The following is a 16,981-nucleotide window of genomic DNA, read 5'->3' on the forward strand; positions in this document are numbered from 1 at the left end:
AAAAAATAGCCAAATTCTACCCATTTTTGTCGTTTTGTTGGACAGAACAGTAGTAATTCATGAATTGCTTTGATAGGATAGCTACAGACCAGTTAGGCTGCTCCCTGCGTTGTTACCTAAAGCGTTTAGGAATAATAAAAGCACAAACAGACTAGCTCAGGTTTTTTTTAATCTCACAATTTTATGAGAGTGATGCCATGTTATTCAAAAAATTCGCTGTTGTTGCTGCTATTGCTACTACTTTAGCTTTCGTTGGTTGCTCTAAGAAAGAAGAAGCTGCTGCTACTGATGCTACTGCTGCTGCTTCTGAAGCTGTAGCTGCTGCTTCTGAAGCTACTGCTGCTGTTGAAACTGCTGCTTCTGACGTTGCTGCTGCTGCTTCTGACGTTGCTGCTGCTGCTTCTGACGTTGCTGCTTCTGAAGCTGCTCCAGCTTCTGCTGCACACTAATCTATTTTTAGATTAAAAAAAAGAGAACCTCACGGTTCTCTTTTTTTGTGCCTAAGTTTTATCCATGCTCATGGAATTTAGGCATAAAAAAGCAGATCAATCGATCTGCTCATTCCCAACACGCTGTCTAAATTTCTGCCCTGCTCGGAAGGTCACCACTCGACGTGCAGAAATCGGAATCTCTTCACCTGTCTTTGGATTACGTCCTGGACGTTCACGTTTATCACGTAACTCGAAATTACCGAAGCCAGAAAGTTTGACTTGTTCACCCGCAATTAATGCCTGGCTGATTTCGTCAAAAAATAATTCGACCATTTGTTTTGCTTCGCGGCGATTTAAGCTAGTAAGCTCACTTAAATGGTCCGCCATATCTGCTTTAGTTAATGCTGTCATGAGGCCCTCAATGTCGCTTGGTAAGTGTCTTCCAACACTTGAATAATGTTATCCATACCAGATTTAATTTCAGCATCTTCAAGCGTACGAGTTGGATGTTGCCATAACACTGCAAAAGCTAAAGAGCGCTTGCCTTGTTCAACCCCTTGCCCCGTATACACATCGAACAACCATGTTGAGTCTAGTAACTCACCACCAGTCTGCTCAATTAACCGCTGAATATCTCTTACCTCAATATTATCAGAGATTAAAAGCGCAATATCACGTCTAACCGATGGAAAACGTGATAATTCTGTAAAATTAGATACATAAGATTGCAAAACTGCCTGTTGATCCAGCTCTGCAACCCAGGTTATGCCCAAATTCAGTTCATTTTCCAATGATGGATGCAAGCGACCTAAATAACCAATCGATTGTCCATTCACTAAAATCTCTGCAGATTGCCCTGGATGTAACCATGCACGCTCAGTACGAGTAAATTCAACACTGATGCGTCCAGCTGCTAAAATTTCTTCAACCTCACCTTTGAAATCAAAGAAATCCATTGCCTGTGGTTTTGCATGCCAAGATTCTGGTGTACGTGAACCTACAGCAATCAATGCCAAAGTCGGAATCTGTTTAAGGTCGTGAATGCTTTGTGCATTCTGATAATCAAAACGTAAACCTAATTCAAAGAAACGTACACGCTGCTGTTGGCGATTTAAGTTGTACTGTACACATGGAATCAGACTTGATAACAACGTACTACGCATTGCAGCCAAATCACTTGAAATTGGATTCGCCAACATCAATGGCTGTACATTTGGATTCAATTGCTTCTCAAGTTTTGCATCGGCAAAACTAAAGCTAATCGCTTCTTGATAGCCTAATGTTGCAACGGTTTGACGTAGTTGCGCAACTTCAAAACGGTCTTGATATTTCTCTAATTTCGCATCAATTTTCGGCAAACTAATCTGAATATTGTCATAACCATCAATACGGGCAACTTCTTCAATTAAGTCTTGATAGATTGCCATATCATAGCGATGTGATGGAGGGATGATACTCCACTCACCTTCAGCTTTAGTTTCAACCACACAGCCGAGACGCGTCAAAGCATCGGCAATAAAGTCACCTGCCACTTGATAACCGAGCAATTGGTCTACTTGCGCTTGTTTTAACTCAATTGCTTCGCGCTTTGGCAACAAAGCTACTTGCTCAGCAACGGTTACTGGACCAAACTCACCACCAGCAAAGGCTTGAATCAGCTCAGAAGCACGGTGCATGGCAATCATTGGCAATTCAAAATCTACACCGCGTTCATAACGTTGTGATGAATCCGTATGTAAACCAAAACGACGCGCACGACCTGCGATCGCTAAAGGCGCAAAGAATGCACTTTCAAGGAAGATGTCTTGGGTATCATCTGTTACAGAAGTATCCAAGCCTCCCATAATACCTGCAATGGCCAAAACTTTTTGATCATCTGCAATGACCATCATGTCATCTTGTAATTCAATTTCTTGATCATTCAACAGCGTCAATTTTTCTTGAGCTTTGGCTTGACGAACTTGGATTGAACCTTCAATTTTTGCCAAATCAAAGGCATGCATTGGTTGACCCAACTCAAGCAACACATAGTTGGTAATATCGACCAAAATGCTATGTGTACGAATACCTGAACGTGCGAGAGCTTGTTCCATCCACTCAGGAGTTGCCGCTTTAACATTCACATTTTTGATAATACGACCCAAATAACGTGGCGTACCTTCTGTGCTAATCGTTACTGTTTTCTCATCATTAATTGATGCAGGTACAGACTGAATCTCAGGCTCATTCATCTTCAACTGATTGATCACTGCGATTTCACGTGCAATTCCACGAATACTAAAGCAGTCACCACGGTTTGGTGTGATACTGATATCAATGACATTGTCATCAAGCTTTAAATAGTCACGAATATTCGCGCCCACTGGTGCATCAGCAGGTAATTCCAACAAACCATCAATTTTGTCTTCTAAATCAATTTCAGAAGCACCACACAACATCCCTTGTGATTCCACACCACGCAGTTTGCCTTTTTTAATTTTAAAATCGCCTGGCAGTACAGCGCCAATCGTCGCAACAGGTGCTTTCATGCCGACACGAACATTTGGCGCGCCACATACGATTTGTAATGGCTCACCAGAACCAATATTAATTGTGGTGACGCGTAAACGATCGGCATCTGGATGCTGTTCAACGGTCAGAACTTCTCCAACTACCACACCTGTAAATGGTTTTGCTACAGGTGCTAACTCATCAACTTCTAAACCTAGCATGGTCAATTGATCAGTAAGTGCTTCGCTATCAATAGCTGGGTTCACCCACGTGCGTAACCAATTTTCACTAATTTTCATTTGTTTCTTCCTTAAATCTCCCCTAACCCCTCTTTAACAAAGAGGGGAAACACAAAACATCAATTCGTGAAAGTCCCCCTTTCACAAAGGGGGATTTAGGGGGATTTTAATCAATAATCTATAAACTTTTTAGGCAAACTGGCGTAAAAAACGCACGTCATTTTGGTAGAACATACGCAAATCATTGATGCCATAACGCAACATTGCAAAACGCTCTACCCCTAAACCAAAAGCAAAGCCTTTGTATTTATCAGGATCAATTCCTGAAGCACGCAGTACATTTGGATGCACCATGCCACAACCTAAAACTTCTAACCAACGACCACGCTCATCCATAATATCTACTTCAGCACTTGGCTCAGTAAATGGGAAATAAGAAGGACGGAAACGTACTTTCAAATCTTTTTCAAAAAATTCATTGAGTAGGTTAATCAATAAACCTTTTAATTCAGCAAAGCTGGTATTTTCTGCAACGTATAAACCTTCGATCTGATGGAACATTGGCGAATGCGTTTGATCCGAGTCACAACGATATACGCGGCCCGGGCACACGATACGAATTGGCGGTTGACTAGTTTCCATAGTACGAATTTGTACGCCCGAGGTATGAGTACGAAGCAAATGTGTTGCATCAAAATAGAAGGTGTCATGCATAGCACGAGCTGGATGGTGACCCGGAATATTTAAGGCTTCAAAATTATGATAATCATCTTCAACCTCTGGACCATACGCAATTTGGAAGCCAGCTTTAGTAAAGAACTGGCAAATCCGTTCTTGTACTTGAGTAACAGGATGAATACTTCCCATACGCTGACCGCGACCAGGTAAAGTAATATCAATCGTTTCACTTGCTAATTTTTTTGCAAGCTCAGCTTGTTGTAATGTTTGTTGACGTTCAGTCAAAGCCGTATTGATTGCTTCACGAACAGCATGAATCGCAGCACCTTGTACTTTGCGCTCTTCAGGATCCATTTTTCCAAGTGCTTTCGACTGCTCTGCAAGCTGGCTTTTCTTCCCTGTAAATTGCACACGGACTTGATCGAGTGCAGCAAGGTCTTGAGCCGCTGCAATGGCAGCAAGCGCTTCAGTGGTCAGGGCTTCCAGTGACATAGTAACTCTCAAAGCAACAAAATATAGAAATATAATAAAACGCTATAGTTTATCAGCTTTTTACCTATTTAATGAAGATAAACGACGGCTTAAATAGAGTACTTTTTCAGTTTTAATTTAAAGATAAAACAACAAGAATATGAAGCAGATGGATTAATTTTTCTTAAAAATTAATCAATAATTGAATAAAATGTATAAGATACTAAGGTCTATTGACATTTCAAGCATCTGTGAAATATCAATAAATCCGAATTCGTCAATGAGAAAGAATAACGATGGCGCTTAATCAAATCTGGAAACAACAGCTTACACTTGTCACCTATGGCAATGAATTTCTTGCGGGCGATCTCAATTTTAGCCGCTGGGTTGAGCATCCGATTTTTAATCAAAATCGACTAATTTTTAGGGATTTACTCTCCCAACACCTGTTGGCACAACATTTCCAGATTTGGCTTGAAGGCTTGAAAAAACAAGGTGTGAAGAAACTCAGCCTACACCTCTCAAGCGTATTAAATGACGAACAAAACCCAAATGCCAATGTTGAGTTACTCCCCTTCGCTCATTTTATTGTCAGCCACCAAGCCAACAAAAAAACAGCTTGGATCTGCGGGCATGAACTGGCTGAATGGTATAACAGTGATCAAGAATTTATCACACCTCAAAGTCAACAAAGTACAACCCACCAAGAGGTGCTTTGGCGTTATGAGTTAAGTGATAAGTTTACCAAGAAAATTGATGCTGACTTACAGAAAGTGAATTGGAATCAGGTTGCGATTTTCTTGGAAAAAGAGCTTTTTGACAGTAAATATGCGGAACATTTTTCAGAACCAGAACAACAAGACCTTCCATTTTACGGATACGACATTGATCCAACAGTGCTATCAGAACAACAGCTTGCATTAATTCCAACAGACTACCCTGCGGATTGCGCACATCGCTTATTACATCGCACCCAAGCTTTGGCTGATTATTTGGAGCAACAAAGACAGCATCCTTACAGTGCTACGGGTCAATTGATTAGCCCAGAAGAGCAAATTAATTTACGTAATTTTTCACAGAAGACCGATGATTTATTTGCCAAGCTGATCGTCAAAACAGCAAACCATTATCAGACTGCCCAACTGACAGCAGAGGAGCCAGAAATCATTGACCGGACCATGGAAGTGCCACATCATCCTGATAAGACTCAACATCACAAGGTTGGCGCATCCGGCGTGATTAAATTGATTGTTCTTACGGTGGTTATCTGTCTGGTTGCTTATTATTTTGGTCTATAACAATACCGCTATGCATAAAGAAACCTAAATCCCAACGTCTAGGTTTCTTTACTTTTATCGATTAAAAAGTTGGTCTAATTTTTATAATCACTTTATGCCCACCATCATGTTGATTGACGATGTGATGCACATTTTCAATTTCACCCTCAACTTCAGCGTCTGGCCCATAGAAAATTCGGATGGTTTCACCCTTTCTAGGCACAATACTCAGTTCTGTTTCAAATGCACCTTGCTGCAATCCTTCTACACTGACTAACATATTTTTATCCTGATGCTGTTTTCTTTACTGTAAAAAGATTTCCGAACAAAAGTCTAATTAAACATGTTTGGGTTATGTAATTTCCAAATCAATCAACAACTTGATTTACTCATCATAATCCAAGTCATCTTCATCAATATTGATAAAATCAGGTTCAGGGGTTTGTTCAAATCGTACCGCTAGAATCTCAGTTTGCTTTAGTAAACTTGCTTTAGCAACACGATGCATACCATCCATAACTCGCCCTTGCGCGCATAGAATAATCGGATAATGCAGATCAGCATCTTGCACCAATTGAAAGTGCTCAATGATTTGCTGTGTGGTCGGATACTGATCTGGAAACCAATAGGCTTCATTGAGTTCTTGAATATCAGCAAGCGCAACTTTCTTGGCAACGAAATTATTTGTCAATGCAACCAAGCGATGAACATCCCAAATATATGTATCTTCGCCAACTTGTCTAAAGTGATATTGTCTACGCACGTTTTAACCTCTGTATATTTTCAGCTATGATCATTAGCTTATAGTTATCAAGAAACATATGTAAAAGAAGATTTTTTATTCCTCCACACTCGCTTCAACAAAAACCTCAGACCAATCTTGAACTTAATAATGATAACAATACAGAAGCAAAGCCAAAATCAGTGATCTCCTCAACCCTTTGTCTCATCTTCTTTCTAGCTATTGTCATCGGGCTACTTTACGGGGTGTTCTGGTTGGTTAACCATTATGAATTCGCCAAATTTATGGTAATAACGCTCAGCGTAATTATTTCACTGATGATTGGTCCAGAAAGTAAAATATAGAGCATAACAAGACCGCTAAAAAGCGGCCTTGTTATTTTGTGCATATAGCAACTGAGCGCGCACCTGCATGAGTGCAAAACCAAGTAAGTTTAATCCCTGCCATTGGCTCGGGTCTTGGATATTCTGGTGATCTTGTGCCATACCAATCCCCCAAATCTTATCGACAGGCGATGCTTCAACCAAAATACGATCATGCGTGGCAATCAAGAAATCTCTTAATTTTGGATGCTGTGAGAATTTAGCCAAATTTGCCTGTACCACGATATCAAAACGCTTTTCCTGCCACAGTTGTTCGTCATAGTTATTTACTTTTCGACCTAACTGTTTTGCTTCATTCGGATGCGTGACCTTCAAAATCTGATTAAATCTCTCATCATCATTAAAGAGTTTTGCTTTTTGCGCCATCATATAATGTTCCGCTGTGAGATATTCAACACCATCCTGTTTGAATGGCGATGGAAACCACTGGCTAAAACAGCTTTTGTCTACATGATCGGTTTGCTTTGGGGTATGCCCCCAGAAATATAAATATTTAAATGGGCAGCCTTGTTGGACTTGTTGAATTAAATCATTTAAAAATTGTTCGTCTTGCATCATCTATCTCTGATTATTATCTATTATTAAAAAACCAATTCACTAAAAATAAAAAAGACCGCTAAAAAGCGGCCTTCTTTGAATCTCTAAGCTTATGCAGCTAATGCGCCTTTAGCTTTTTCAGCTAAAGCAGCAAATGCAACTGCATCATGCATAGCGATGTCAGCTAATACGCGACGGTCGATGATCACTTGAGCTTTTTTCAAGCCATCGATCATACGGCTGTAAGACAAACCGTTAAGACGAGCACCAGCATTGATACGCGCAATCCATAAAGCACGGAATTGACGTTTCTTTTGACGGCGGTCACGATAAGCGTATTGACCAGCTTTGATTACCGCTTGGAACGCTACACGGTAAACGCGTGAACGAGCACCATAGTAACCTTTAGCGCGAGCAAGAATTTTTTTGTGACGACGATGAGCCACTACACCACGTTTTACACGAGCCATTTATAATCTCCTTAGATGTATGGGCACATAGCACGAACTGATGCAACGTCACTTACGTGAACCATTACACAGCCGCGCAATTGACGGATACGCTTAGCAGATTTTTTGGTCAAAATGTGGCGTTTGAACGCTTGTTTACGCTTAAAGCCGTTTGCAGTCGCTTTGAAGCGTTTAGCTGCACCACGGCGAGTTTTCATCTTAGGCATAACAACCTCTTTTGAACACCTGTTCGGAACGTTTGCACCATTGCAAAAACGACCTGCAGGTAAGGGAGCCGATATTCTAAAGCATCTTCATTCAAAACGAAAGCAAAATGCTCATTTTTTGATAACAACTCCATTATTTTCGCCAAACGTTATTTTCCATAATTAATTCTCAAATTATGAGAAATATGCACAAAATAAGCGCATATAATAATGACAAATTCTTAAATCTCAATCTATATGAATATACAGAATGATGCTTTCGCCGCGTTGCGGTATCGGGATTTCTCTATCGTTACTCTCAATCAATTCTGCTTAACCCTAGCAATCTTGATTCAGGAAATTATTGTCGCTTATTCACTCTATCAAATTACTCGTGATCCGCTCACCTTAGGTTTCATTGGTCTGGCAGAGGCTATCCCATTCATCACACTCTCGTTATGGGGTGGTTATTTTGCAGATAAGCTAAATAAACAGAGCATCATGAAGGTCTGCTTATTTTTCTCTATTCCTTTGCCTTTGATCCTTTGGGGACTGTTCCATTTACATGGTTTAGAGAAAATTGGGATTAGCACCCTCTCTTGGGGCATCTATGCTGTCATTTTTGCATTAGGAACCATTCGCGGCTTCTATAATCCATCAGCAACTTCACTCAAGCCTTTTTTGATTCCACGAGAACTGTATGCCAATGGTGCGACATGGACCACGATTGGCTGGCAAAGTGGAGTCATTATTGGCCCAATGCTAGGTGGTTTTATGCTGGCTTATCTTGGTCGAGAAAATAGTCTATTTGCAGTTACAGTATTGTTGTCGATCTGCTTTATTCTCATTAACTGCTTACAGCAACGTACGTTCCCAAAAATGGAAACTGAAAATGTACTGCAAAGCCTGACTGATGGTTTCCGTTTTATCTGGAAAACCAAAATCGTTTTATGGGCGATCTCGCTTGATCTAGTATCCGTGTTATTTGGTGGCGTGATTGCACTCCTGCCCATTTTTGCAGAAGATATCTTAAAAGTTGGTCCTGAAGGTTTAGGCTATTTACGTGCTGCACCATCAATCGGTGCACTACTCACCATGATCGTGTTGACCAAATTCCCTCCAATGCAACATGCTTGGCGGAATATGTTATTGGCTGTAGCTGGTTTTGGTATTTTTACCATCCTGTTCGCTTTCTCAAACAATATGTGGCTGTCTCTGTTTGCGCTCGCAATGACAGGTGCTTGTGACAGTATTTCCGTGGTGGTTCGTCAAACTGTGTTGCAAATTTTCCCACCCGAAAATATGCGCGGTCGCGTTGCAGCAGTAAATGGAATGTTCGTTTCGTCGAGTAATGAATTGGGTGCCTTTGAATCAGGTCTGGCTGCCAAATACTTAGGCACTATTAGTGCAACAATTCTCGGTGGATGTATGACCTTAGCAGTAGTAAGTTATTGCTGGTTTAAAACCAGTGATTTATTCAAAGTCGATATTACCAAAGGCTCAGAACATTAAATCAATGGGGAGAGGCTCTCTCCTTTCCCTATTTTAAAAAACACCCAAATACAATACATATAACGTCAAATAACGCCCACCTTTGGCAATGGTGACAATCAATAGAAATCGCCAGAAATTTTCCTTCATCAAACCTGCAATTAAAGTAATTGGGTCACCTATCACAGGGGTCCAGCTCAGCAATAAAGAATAAAAGCCATATTTATGATAAATCTGCTGTGCTTGTAACAACCGTTGTTCTGAAACAGGAAACCATTTCTTATCTTTAAAGTGTTCGATTTTTAGCCCAAGCCACCAGTTCACACAGGAACCTAAGACATTGCCAATCGTCGCAACCAAAATCAGGTAAATAGGATTAGAAAGCCCTTGTACCAATAATGCCATCAATACTGCTTCAGACTGTAAAGGCAATAAGGTAGCAGCACCAAAGGCAGAGAGAAATAATAGAAAATAAGGCATCAATTCAAAAAATCAATCAAAATAGGATCAGCACATCATCAAGAGCAGACAATATCGTGTGAATACTATGGATTCAAGGCTAATTTCGACCAAACCGCGTTAAGTTTTTGTTGCGAAATATCAATCCGAAAAACGCTTTTAATGCTTTGTTCAAAATCATCAAAGTTGGTTAACTCTTTCTTGTCAGAATTTCCTTTACCATGCGTCCTTAAAATACGATCTTTTAAGGTAATTCGCATCTCTGCATTAGCAGTAGATAACATTAAATACTGAGTAAATAAGGATTCAGGCGAGGTCGAAATGTACCAGTTTGCAACTACAGCATCTGCATCTGAAATTTGTTGCTCGGGGTTAATTGCATAGACATCCACCCATTGACCATGAATACAGACTTGCAGCATATATGTCATTTCCGTCAGCACTGTCGTATCCAAACCACTCTGTACAGCTTCAACAAATCTAAAAGGTTCTAGTGGTGTCTGCTGTGTTTCACCGATATGCTCAAGTGATAAAACCGTGGTCGGGGTCATCCCTCCAAATCCAGGATCATACAAAAAAAATTGCTGATCAATACATACCAGTGTGACCAAATGAGTTCTCACTGGAGTACTGGAAGGCGAGCTTTGATAATACACTCGACCGAGTACGTTATATGCCTCATAACCCAGTTCAGTTAAGGCAATTCTGGTTAGGGTACTGTGTTCTAGACAATAGCCTTCACGATTTTCAATCAATAATTTTTGCACAAGTAAGTCTGACGCTAATGAAACCTCTTCTCCTAAAAAAGAGGATAAGTTACCAAAAGGAATAGCTTGCACATGACGACTTAATAGGCTTTTTAGATTAGCCAAAGTTGGAGAGAAATCTCCTTCAAAACCAAGCTTTTTTAAATAAAGGGCTGATATTTTTGCTTGCATGATGCTTTATCTTTGATGAACTTGAATTATCGTAGCTTGAACATGTATAGACTAGATGAAAAATTACACAATTATAAAATAGTCAGGCTTACACGATTGAAAGCATGGCTTGGCCAAGGATTATTTTTTTCTTTTAGCCACTTGAGATCGAATGGAAAAATGCACGACTGAAAAAATGAATGGAAAAAGAAATGCGATCCAAAATGTAAGATCAGACTTGACCATTTTTTGGTACCACGTCAGCTGCATTTCACCCGCAGAGACTGCTGCCCAGTCAATAGACACAGTAAGGTCAAGATAAATGTATAACAATAGATATACACTTAAAAATCCAACAAACACCCCTGAACTAAAATACGAGTTTCCAGTTTCAAGCTGCAACCACGCAAATAAAGATGAAAAAATTAAACTGAGACTTCCGATAAAGGCTAAAACAATAAACCAGAAAATATCAATTCCAAGAAAATACTGCATGAGGCTGCATGAAATTGCCGTGATCAACAACAATCCCATCGCAATCGCCCAATGCTTTAAGTAGCTGTTTCGCTCAACCCCTTGATTCATCCAACTTTGATCGATAAGGCTTTTTGTATCGCAGGGCGAGCTGTTAAGCGTTCAATATAATCTTTCACATATGGATAGTCTTCAAGCTGAATGCTCTGCCATTCGTAACGCAATGCCCAAGGTAAGATCGCCATATCCGCAATCGAGTATTCACCTGCCACAAACTTCTGACCAATCAACTGTTTGTTTAAAACATTATAAAGGCGTTTGGTTTCATTTACATAACGATCAATCGCATAAGTAATCCGTTCAGAAGCAAACTTATTGAAATGGTGATTCTGTCCCAACATCGGACCAAAACCACCCATTTGCCACATCAGCCATTGTTCCACTTCAACTCGCTCTTGCTCATCGGTCGGATAGAACAGACCTGTTTTTCGGCCTAAATATTGTAAAATTGCACCAGACTCAAACACAGAAATCGGTTCACCACGTGGGCCATTTTGATCGACAATCGCTGGAATTTTATTATTGGGAGAGATTTTTAAAAAGTCGGGTTGAAACTGATCATTCTCTAAAATATTAATGGGAAAAATCTGGTAGTCGAGCCCCATTTCCTCTAAGGCAATTGTTATTTTATGCCCATTGGGTGTACCCCAGTAATATAAGTCAATCATTTATATTGTCCTATTCATCGTTATCTTGACTGTTGTTGCGTTATAGCACACTTCGCCCATATCGATCAGCAAATAAGCACGAAAAGAAACAATAAAGCTGTGTTTTCAAAGGTAATCTTGCAAAACCTTAAGCTTGACTTGCCAAGAATTCTTTGGCTTTTTCACCTACAAATTTACGACCTGCATTACTGCCATTGATCCACTCCTCCACGGAAAATAAATCAAACATTCCTACTTTAAATAAGGTGGGCACAGCTAAAGCCAGTTCTTCTTCTACAGTACCTCGAACCCCTGCGTTATATAAATGAATATTATGCAGCATGGTCGCGACAGTCCCCGTCTGGACACGACTGCCGTCTTTCAATTTGACTTGCGGTAGTACCTCTCCGTCCTGTACCACCTTTTGATTAATTTCAGAGAGTTGCTCAGTACCTGTAATTGTCGACATGTCATTTTCCTATTTTTAATTCGTATCAATCTTCAACCTACCCTATCATATTTTGATTCGGATGCCTGTGGATGACACTTAGAAAGTTTTGAATGAAACAATGCATTATTTTAGACATAAAAAAGCACCGCTAAGTGCGGTGCTTTTTTGTAAGAAAAATTACTTTTTCTTTTTCGGACCAATTAACATGCCCATTTGACGACCTTCCATCTTCGGCGCTTGTTCAATAACGCCAAACTCAGCAACGTCAGCTTCAATTTTTTGCAATTGAGCCAAACCAAGCTGTTGATGTGCCATCTCACGACCACGGAATCGCAAAGTGATTTTTACCTTATTTCCTTCTTCAAGGAAACGTAAAATTGCACGCAATTTAATTTGGTAATCACCTACATCCGTTGCAGGACGTAATTTGATTTCTTTCACTTGCACTTGATGCTGTTTTTTCTTCGCATCTTTTTGCTTTTGCTTTAAGTCAAATAAGTGCTTGTTGTAGTCCATGATTTTACAAACAGGTGGTTCTGCATTCGCCACAATCTCAACAAGGTCAAGATTAGCTTCTTCTGCAGCACGCAATGCTTCATTTAATGAAACAACACCTTTTTGTTCTCCATCTGCAGCGACGAGGCGTACTTCTTTCGCACGGATCTCATCGTTAATTGCAGGACGGTTACTTTTAGCACCTTGTTGTTGGTTACGGTCAGGCTGTTTAATCTTTATTACTCCACGATATACCGGCCACGTTCGGCAACGGCAGATTTCACTAAGTCAATAAATGCATCTACTGACATAGTACCTAAATTTTTTCCTGAGCGAGTACGCACATTAACTGTACCCTCTTCAACTTCTCGATCACCGAGAACAAGAAGGTAAGGAATACGCTCTAGGGTACGCTCACGAATCTTAAATCCGATCTTTTCATTTCTCAAGTCAGAAATAGCACGAAGACCATTTTCTTTGAGTTTTGCGACCACTTGCTCACTTGCCTCAGCTTGTGAATCAGTAATATTCATGACACAAGCTTGGATTGGTGCAAGCCATGGTGGCATGAAGCCCGCATAGTGTTCAATTAGTATACCAATAAAACGCTCGAAACTGCCAAGAATTGCACGATGAAGCATGACTGGTTGATCACGATCATTGTCTTCAGTGACATAAGAGGCATCTAAACGAATTGGCAAGTTGAAGTCACATTGGATTGTACCGCACTGCCATACACGACCTAAGCAGTCTTTCAATGAGAATTCAATTTTCGGACCATAGAATGCACCTTCACCTGGTTGTAAGTCCCAAGCCAAGCCAGCATCATCTAAAGCATCCGCTAAAGATTTTTCAGCCAAGTCCCAAAGCGCATCATCACCCACACGTTTTTCTGGACGTGTCGACAATTTCATTTGCACTTCTTCAAAACCGAAGTCTTTATACACATCTAAAGTCAGCTTAATAAAGTCAGCAACTTCTTTACCAATCTGTTCTTTGGTACAGAAAATATGTGCATCGTCTTGAGTAAAACCACGAACACGCATAATACCGTGTAAAGAACCTGATGGTTCATTACGGTGACAAGAACCAAACTCAGCTAAGCGAATTGGTAAGTCACGATAAGACTTTAAGCCTTGATTAAAGACCTGTACGTGACATGGGCAGTTCATTGGCTTCACTGCATAGTTACGACTTTCAGAGTGAGTCGTAAACATATTCTCAGCATAGTTCGCTGCATGCCCTGACTTTTCCCAAAGCGTAAAGTCTACGATTTGTGGCGTCTTAATTTCTTGGTAGCCATTGTCTTGTTGAACTTTACGCATGTATTGTTCAAGCACTTGATAAATGGTCCAGCCGTTCGGATGCCAGAACACCATACCCGGTGCTTCTTCTTGCATATGGAACAGGTCTAAAGCTTTACCAATTTTACGGTGGTCACGCTTTTCAGCTTCTTCAATACGTTTGATATAAGCAGCTAACTGCTTTTTATCAGCCCAAGCAGTACCATAAATACGTTGTAGCTGTTCATTCTTCGCATCACCACGCCAGTAAGCACCAGAGATTTTAGTGAGTTTGAATGATTTTAAGAATTTAGTGTTTGGTACGTGCGGACCACGACACATATCCAAATAGTCTTGATGGTAGTACAAGCCCATTTGGGTTTCATTCGGCATGTCTGCGATCAAGCGCAACTTATATTCTTCGCCACGTGCTGTGAATTCTGCAATCACTTCATCACGTGGAGTCATCTTTTTGATGACGTCATAATCTTGATCGATGAGCTTTTTCATGCGCTCTTCAACCGCAGCCATATCGTCCAAAGTAAATGGACGTGGCATCCAGATGTCGTAGTAGAAACCCTCTTCGATCACGGGACCGATCACCATTTTCGCTTCTGGGAACAATTGCTTAACAGCATGTCCTACCAAGTGCGCACATGAGTGACGAATGATTTCTAAACCTTCTTCATCTTTAGGAGTAATAATCTGAACTGTCGCATCTTCTGTGATTAAATCACAAGCATCCACCAAGCGATCATTGATACGGCCAGCAACTGTATTCTTTGCAAGACCCGGACCAATACTTTGAGCAAGTTCCATTACGGAAATCGGTTGATCAAACTGTTTCTGATCACCATTTGGTAAAGTAATGATTGGCATAATAAAATCCTTAAGGAGTGATGCCCTATACGAAGGAGCATATCACCGCGAGATTATGTATTGAGGCAAGCCTCAAAAAATAAAAAACGGCGGATAAAAAAGTACCCAAGATTTTACACGGGTTTAGCTATGGATGAAACCTCTGAACCAGAAAAACCCGAGATCAGTTCAGATTCATCTCCGACTAAAGCCTAAATGATTTAGACTCAATGACAGACTAGCTTAATAGCAATAAATCAAAAGAACAGAAATGGAGCAAGACACATGGTGAGTGCATATGATGAATTACCGAGAACCCCAGCAAATTTTGTTGCCTTATCACCTTTACGCTACTTAGAACGGGCTGCTTATATTTATCCCAATCAGGCTGCAATTATTCATGGCGAACGCCAAATCACATGGCAGCAGACTTATCAACGCTGCCGCCAGTTTGCGCACCAGTTAAGCCGTTTAGGTATCCAAAAGAACGATACTGTTTCCGTGCTATTGCCCAATACCCCTGCCATGATTGAAGCACATTTTGCCGTGCCAATGGCAGGTGCGGTACTCAACACCTTGAATACCCGTCTCGACGCCAAGACCATTGCCTTTATGCTGGAACACGCGGAAGCTAAAGTGCTATTGGTCGATCCTGAATTTCGTCAGGTTGCAGAAGAAGCACTCAAGCTTGCTCCACAAGAGATTATTGTCATTGACGTCTTTGATACTGAGTTTGATGGTGAACAAATTGCAATTGGTCAATTTGAATATGAAGCATGGATAGCACAAGGTGACCCTACCTTTGAATGGTTACTTCCTCAAGATGAATGGGATGCCATTAGCCTGAGTTATACCTCAGGCACCACAGGCAACCCTAAGGGTGTGGTCTATCATCATCGTGGTGCTTACCTGAATGCAGCCAGCAATATTTTGGCCTGCGGTATGAAACCGCGTGCGGTATACCTTTGGACACTGCCGCTATTCCACTGTAATGGTTGGTGCTTTGCTTGGTCCATTGCTGCTAGTGGCGGTACTAATATTTGCCTGCGTCGTGTCGACCCCGCATTAATTTTCCAATACATCGCAGCATATAAAGTGGATTATTTCTGCGGTGCACCAATTGTACTCTCCATGCTGATCAACACCCCAACTGAACAAAAGATCGCTTTTGATCATCACGTCGAAGTCATGGTAGCGGGTGCTGCACCACCTGTGGCGATCATCGAGGGGATGCGCAATATTGGCATTAACGTCAATCATGTCTATGGTTTGACTGAAACCTATGGTCCTTCTGCCTTATGCGCTTCACAGGCTGGCTGGAGTGATTTATCCATTCAGGAGCAAGCGCAATTACACTCTCGCCAAGGTGTACCTTATCCTTTGCAAGACAGCATGCGTGTGCTTGACCCAGAAACCATGCAATCTGTTCCCAATGATGGAAAAACCATGGGCGAAATCATGTTCCGTGGCAATATCGTGATGAAAGGTTATTTGAAAAACGCCCAAGCCACAGAAGAAGCATTTAAAGGTGGCTGGTTTCACACAGGTGATTTAGCAGTGAGTCATCCTGATGGCTATGCCAAGATTACAGATCGTTCCAAAGATATTATTATTTCAGGTGGAGAAAATATTTCCTCGCTCGAAGTTGAAGACGTGCTTTACCGCCATCCTGCGGTACTCACAGCTGCGGTTGTGGCAAAACCTGATGAACGTTGGCAAGAAGTGCCGTGTGCTTTTATTGAACTTAAACAAGGAGCAATGGCATCCGCTGAAGAAATCATAGCCCATTGTCAACAAGAGCTAGCACGTTTCAAAGTACCCAAAGATGTGGTGATTACTGAGATCCCGAAAACATCGACAGGAAAATTACAGAAGTTTATTTTAAGAGAATGGGCAAAGGAACGAGCAACAAGTGAGCTCGGAAATTAAGACCTGCTATAAAA

The 16,981-nt window shown here is 41.0% G+C and carries 19 protein-coding genes; 4 read left to right on the plus strand and 15 right to left on the minus strand.

The window, feature by feature from the left end; all coding sequences use genetic code 11:
• Positions 1-197 precede the first annotated feature (197 nt).
• The gene (locus F3J02_RS16940; RefSeq protein ID WP_167251158.1) at positions 198-449 is read left to right on the plus strand and encodes a hypothetical protein; all 252 of its coding nucleotides are present in this window, start codon (positions 198-200) and stop codon (positions 447-449) included.
• Positions 450-545: 96 nt separating this feature from the next.
• On the opposite strand, the gene F3J02_RS16945 is transcribed toward F3J02_RS16940, so the two are convergent.
• The 3 genes from F3J02_RS16945 to pheS form a co-directional block, all read right to left on the minus strand.
• Positions 546-842: an integration host factor subunit alpha gene (locus F3J02_RS16945; protein ID WP_000126166.1), complete on the minus strand. Its 297-nt coding sequence runs from the start codon at positions 840-842 to the stop codon at positions 546-548.
• On the minus strand, positions 839-3,220 hold the full coding sequence (pheT, locus tag F3J02_RS16950) for a phenylalanine--tRNA ligase subunit beta (RefSeq protein WP_167251159.1): 2,382 nt from the start codon (positions 3,218-3,220) through the stop codon (positions 839-841). The genes F3J02_RS16945 and pheT overlap by 4 nt, the downstream gene beginning before the upstream one ends.
• A 129-nt stretch (positions 3,221-3,349) precedes the next feature.
• The gene (gene pheS / locus F3J02_RS16955) at positions 3,350-4,330 is read right to left on the minus strand and encodes a phenylalanine--tRNA ligase subunit alpha (RefSeq protein WP_167251160.1); all 981 of its coding nucleotides are present in this window, start codon (positions 4,328-4,330) and stop codon (positions 3,350-3,352) included.
• Between the two features lie 275 nt (positions 4,331-4,605).
• On the opposite strand from pheS, the gene F3J02_RS16960 reads away from it, so the two are divergent.
• Positions 4,606-5,607, plus strand: coding sequence for a hypothetical protein (locus F3J02_RS16960; RefSeq protein ID WP_167251161.1), 1,002 nt, complete (start codon positions 4,606-4,608; stop codon positions 5,605-5,607).
• Positions 5,608-5,668: 61 nt separating this feature from the next.
• On the opposite strand, the gene F3J02_RS16965 is transcribed toward F3J02_RS16960, so the two are convergent.
• The 5 genes from F3J02_RS16965 to rpmI form a co-directional block, all read right to left on the minus strand.
• The gene (locus F3J02_RS16965; protein WP_167251163.1) at positions 5,669-5,866 is read right to left on the minus strand and encodes a hypothetical protein; all 198 of its coding nucleotides are present in this window, start codon (positions 5,864-5,866) and stop codon (positions 5,669-5,671) included.
• A 105-nt stretch (positions 5,867-5,971) separates the two neighbouring features.
• On the minus strand, positions 5,972-6,349 hold the full coding sequence (locus tag F3J02_RS16970) for a hypothetical protein (protein WP_167251165.1): 378 nt from the start codon (positions 6,347-6,349) through the stop codon (positions 5,972-5,974).
• A gap of 338 nt (positions 6,350-6,687) precedes the next feature.
• The gene (locus F3J02_RS16975) at positions 6,688-7,266 is read right to left on the minus strand and encodes an NADAR family protein (protein ID WP_167251167.1); all 579 of its coding nucleotides are present in this window, start codon (positions 7,264-7,266) and stop codon (positions 6,688-6,690) included.
• A 92-nt stretch (positions 7,267-7,358) separates the two neighbouring features.
• Positions 7,359-7,718 carry a 50S ribosomal protein L20 gene (rplT, locus tag F3J02_RS16980; protein WP_004664213.1) on the minus strand — a complete coding sequence of 120 codons (360 nt, stop codon included), beginning with the start codon at positions 7,716-7,718 and terminating at the stop codon, positions 7,359-7,361.
• Between the two features lie 11 nt (positions 7,719-7,729).
• Positions 7,730-7,924 (minus strand): 50S ribosomal protein L35, encoded by a 195-nt coding sequence (gene rpmI / locus F3J02_RS16985; RefSeq protein ID WP_004804484.1) that lies wholly within the window; start codon positions 7,922-7,924, stop codon positions 7,730-7,732.
• 237 nt (positions 7,925-8,161) lie between these two features.
• Here rpmI and F3J02_RS16990 point away from each other — a divergent pair, with 237 nt between their 5' ends.
• The gene (locus tag F3J02_RS16990; protein WP_167251169.1) at positions 8,162-9,415 is read left to right on the plus strand and encodes an MFS transporter; all 1,254 of its coding nucleotides are present in this window, start codon (positions 8,162-8,164) and stop codon (positions 9,413-9,415) included.
• Between the two features lie 33 nt (positions 9,416-9,448).
• Here the strand turns inward: F3J02_RS16990 and F3J02_RS16995 are convergent, their stop codons facing one another.
• The 7 genes from F3J02_RS16995 to thrS all read right to left on the minus strand — a co-directional run bounded on the left by F3J02_RS16995 (position 9,449) and on the right by thrS (position 15,059).
• Entirely contained in the window at positions 9,449-9,874 is a 426-nt protein-coding gene (locus tag F3J02_RS16995) for a YqaA family protein (RefSeq protein ID WP_167251171.1), read from the minus strand.
• A 65-nt stretch (positions 9,875-9,939) separates the two neighbouring features.
• Positions 9,940-10,791 (minus strand): arylamine N-acetyltransferase family protein, encoded by an 852-nt coding sequence (locus tag F3J02_RS17000; RefSeq protein ID WP_167251173.1) that lies wholly within the window; start codon positions 10,789-10,791, stop codon positions 9,940-9,942.
• A gap of 120 nt (positions 10,792-10,911) precedes the next feature.
• Complete coding sequence (locus tag F3J02_RS17005; RefSeq protein WP_167251174.1) at positions 10,912-11,355, minus strand: hypothetical protein; 444 nt, start codon at positions 11,353-11,355, stop codon at positions 10,912-10,914.
• The gene (locus tag F3J02_RS17010; protein WP_167251177.1) at positions 11,352-11,972 is read right to left on the minus strand and encodes a glutathione S-transferase N-terminal domain-containing protein; all 621 of its coding nucleotides are present in this window, start codon (positions 11,970-11,972) and stop codon (positions 11,352-11,354) included. The genes F3J02_RS17005 and F3J02_RS17010 overlap by 4 nt, the downstream gene beginning before the upstream one ends.
• Positions 11,973-12,099: 127 nt before the next feature.
• Complete coding sequence (locus F3J02_RS17015; RefSeq protein WP_167251179.1) at positions 12,100-12,420, minus strand: hypothetical protein; 321 nt, start codon at positions 12,418-12,420, stop codon at positions 12,100-12,102.
• A gap of 159 nt (positions 12,421-12,579) precedes the next feature.
• Entirely contained in the window at positions 12,580-13,131 is a 552-nt protein-coding gene (infC, locus tag F3J02_RS17020) for a translation initiation factor IF-3 (RefSeq protein WP_081400781.1), read from the minus strand.
• Between the two features lie 5 nt (positions 13,132-13,136).
• Positions 13,137-15,059, minus strand: a complete 1,923-nt coding sequence (thrS, locus tag F3J02_RS17025) for a threonine--tRNA ligase (RefSeq protein WP_167251181.1) — start codon at positions 15,057-15,059, stop codon at positions 13,137-13,139.
• Between the two features lie 264 nt (positions 15,060-15,323).
• Between thrS and F3J02_RS17030 the strand changes: the two genes are divergently transcribed.
• Complete coding sequence (locus F3J02_RS17030; RefSeq protein ID WP_167251183.1) at positions 15,324-16,967, plus strand: acyl-CoA synthetase; 1,644 nt, start codon at positions 15,324-15,326, stop codon at positions 16,965-16,967.
• Positions 16,968-16,981: the final 14 nt, after the last annotated feature.

Source organism: Acinetobacter sp. Tr-809 (assembly GCF_011753255.1).
In the GTDB taxonomy this organism is placed as follows: Bacteria; Pseudomonadota; Gammaproteobacteria; order Pseudomonadales; family Moraxellaceae; genus Acinetobacter.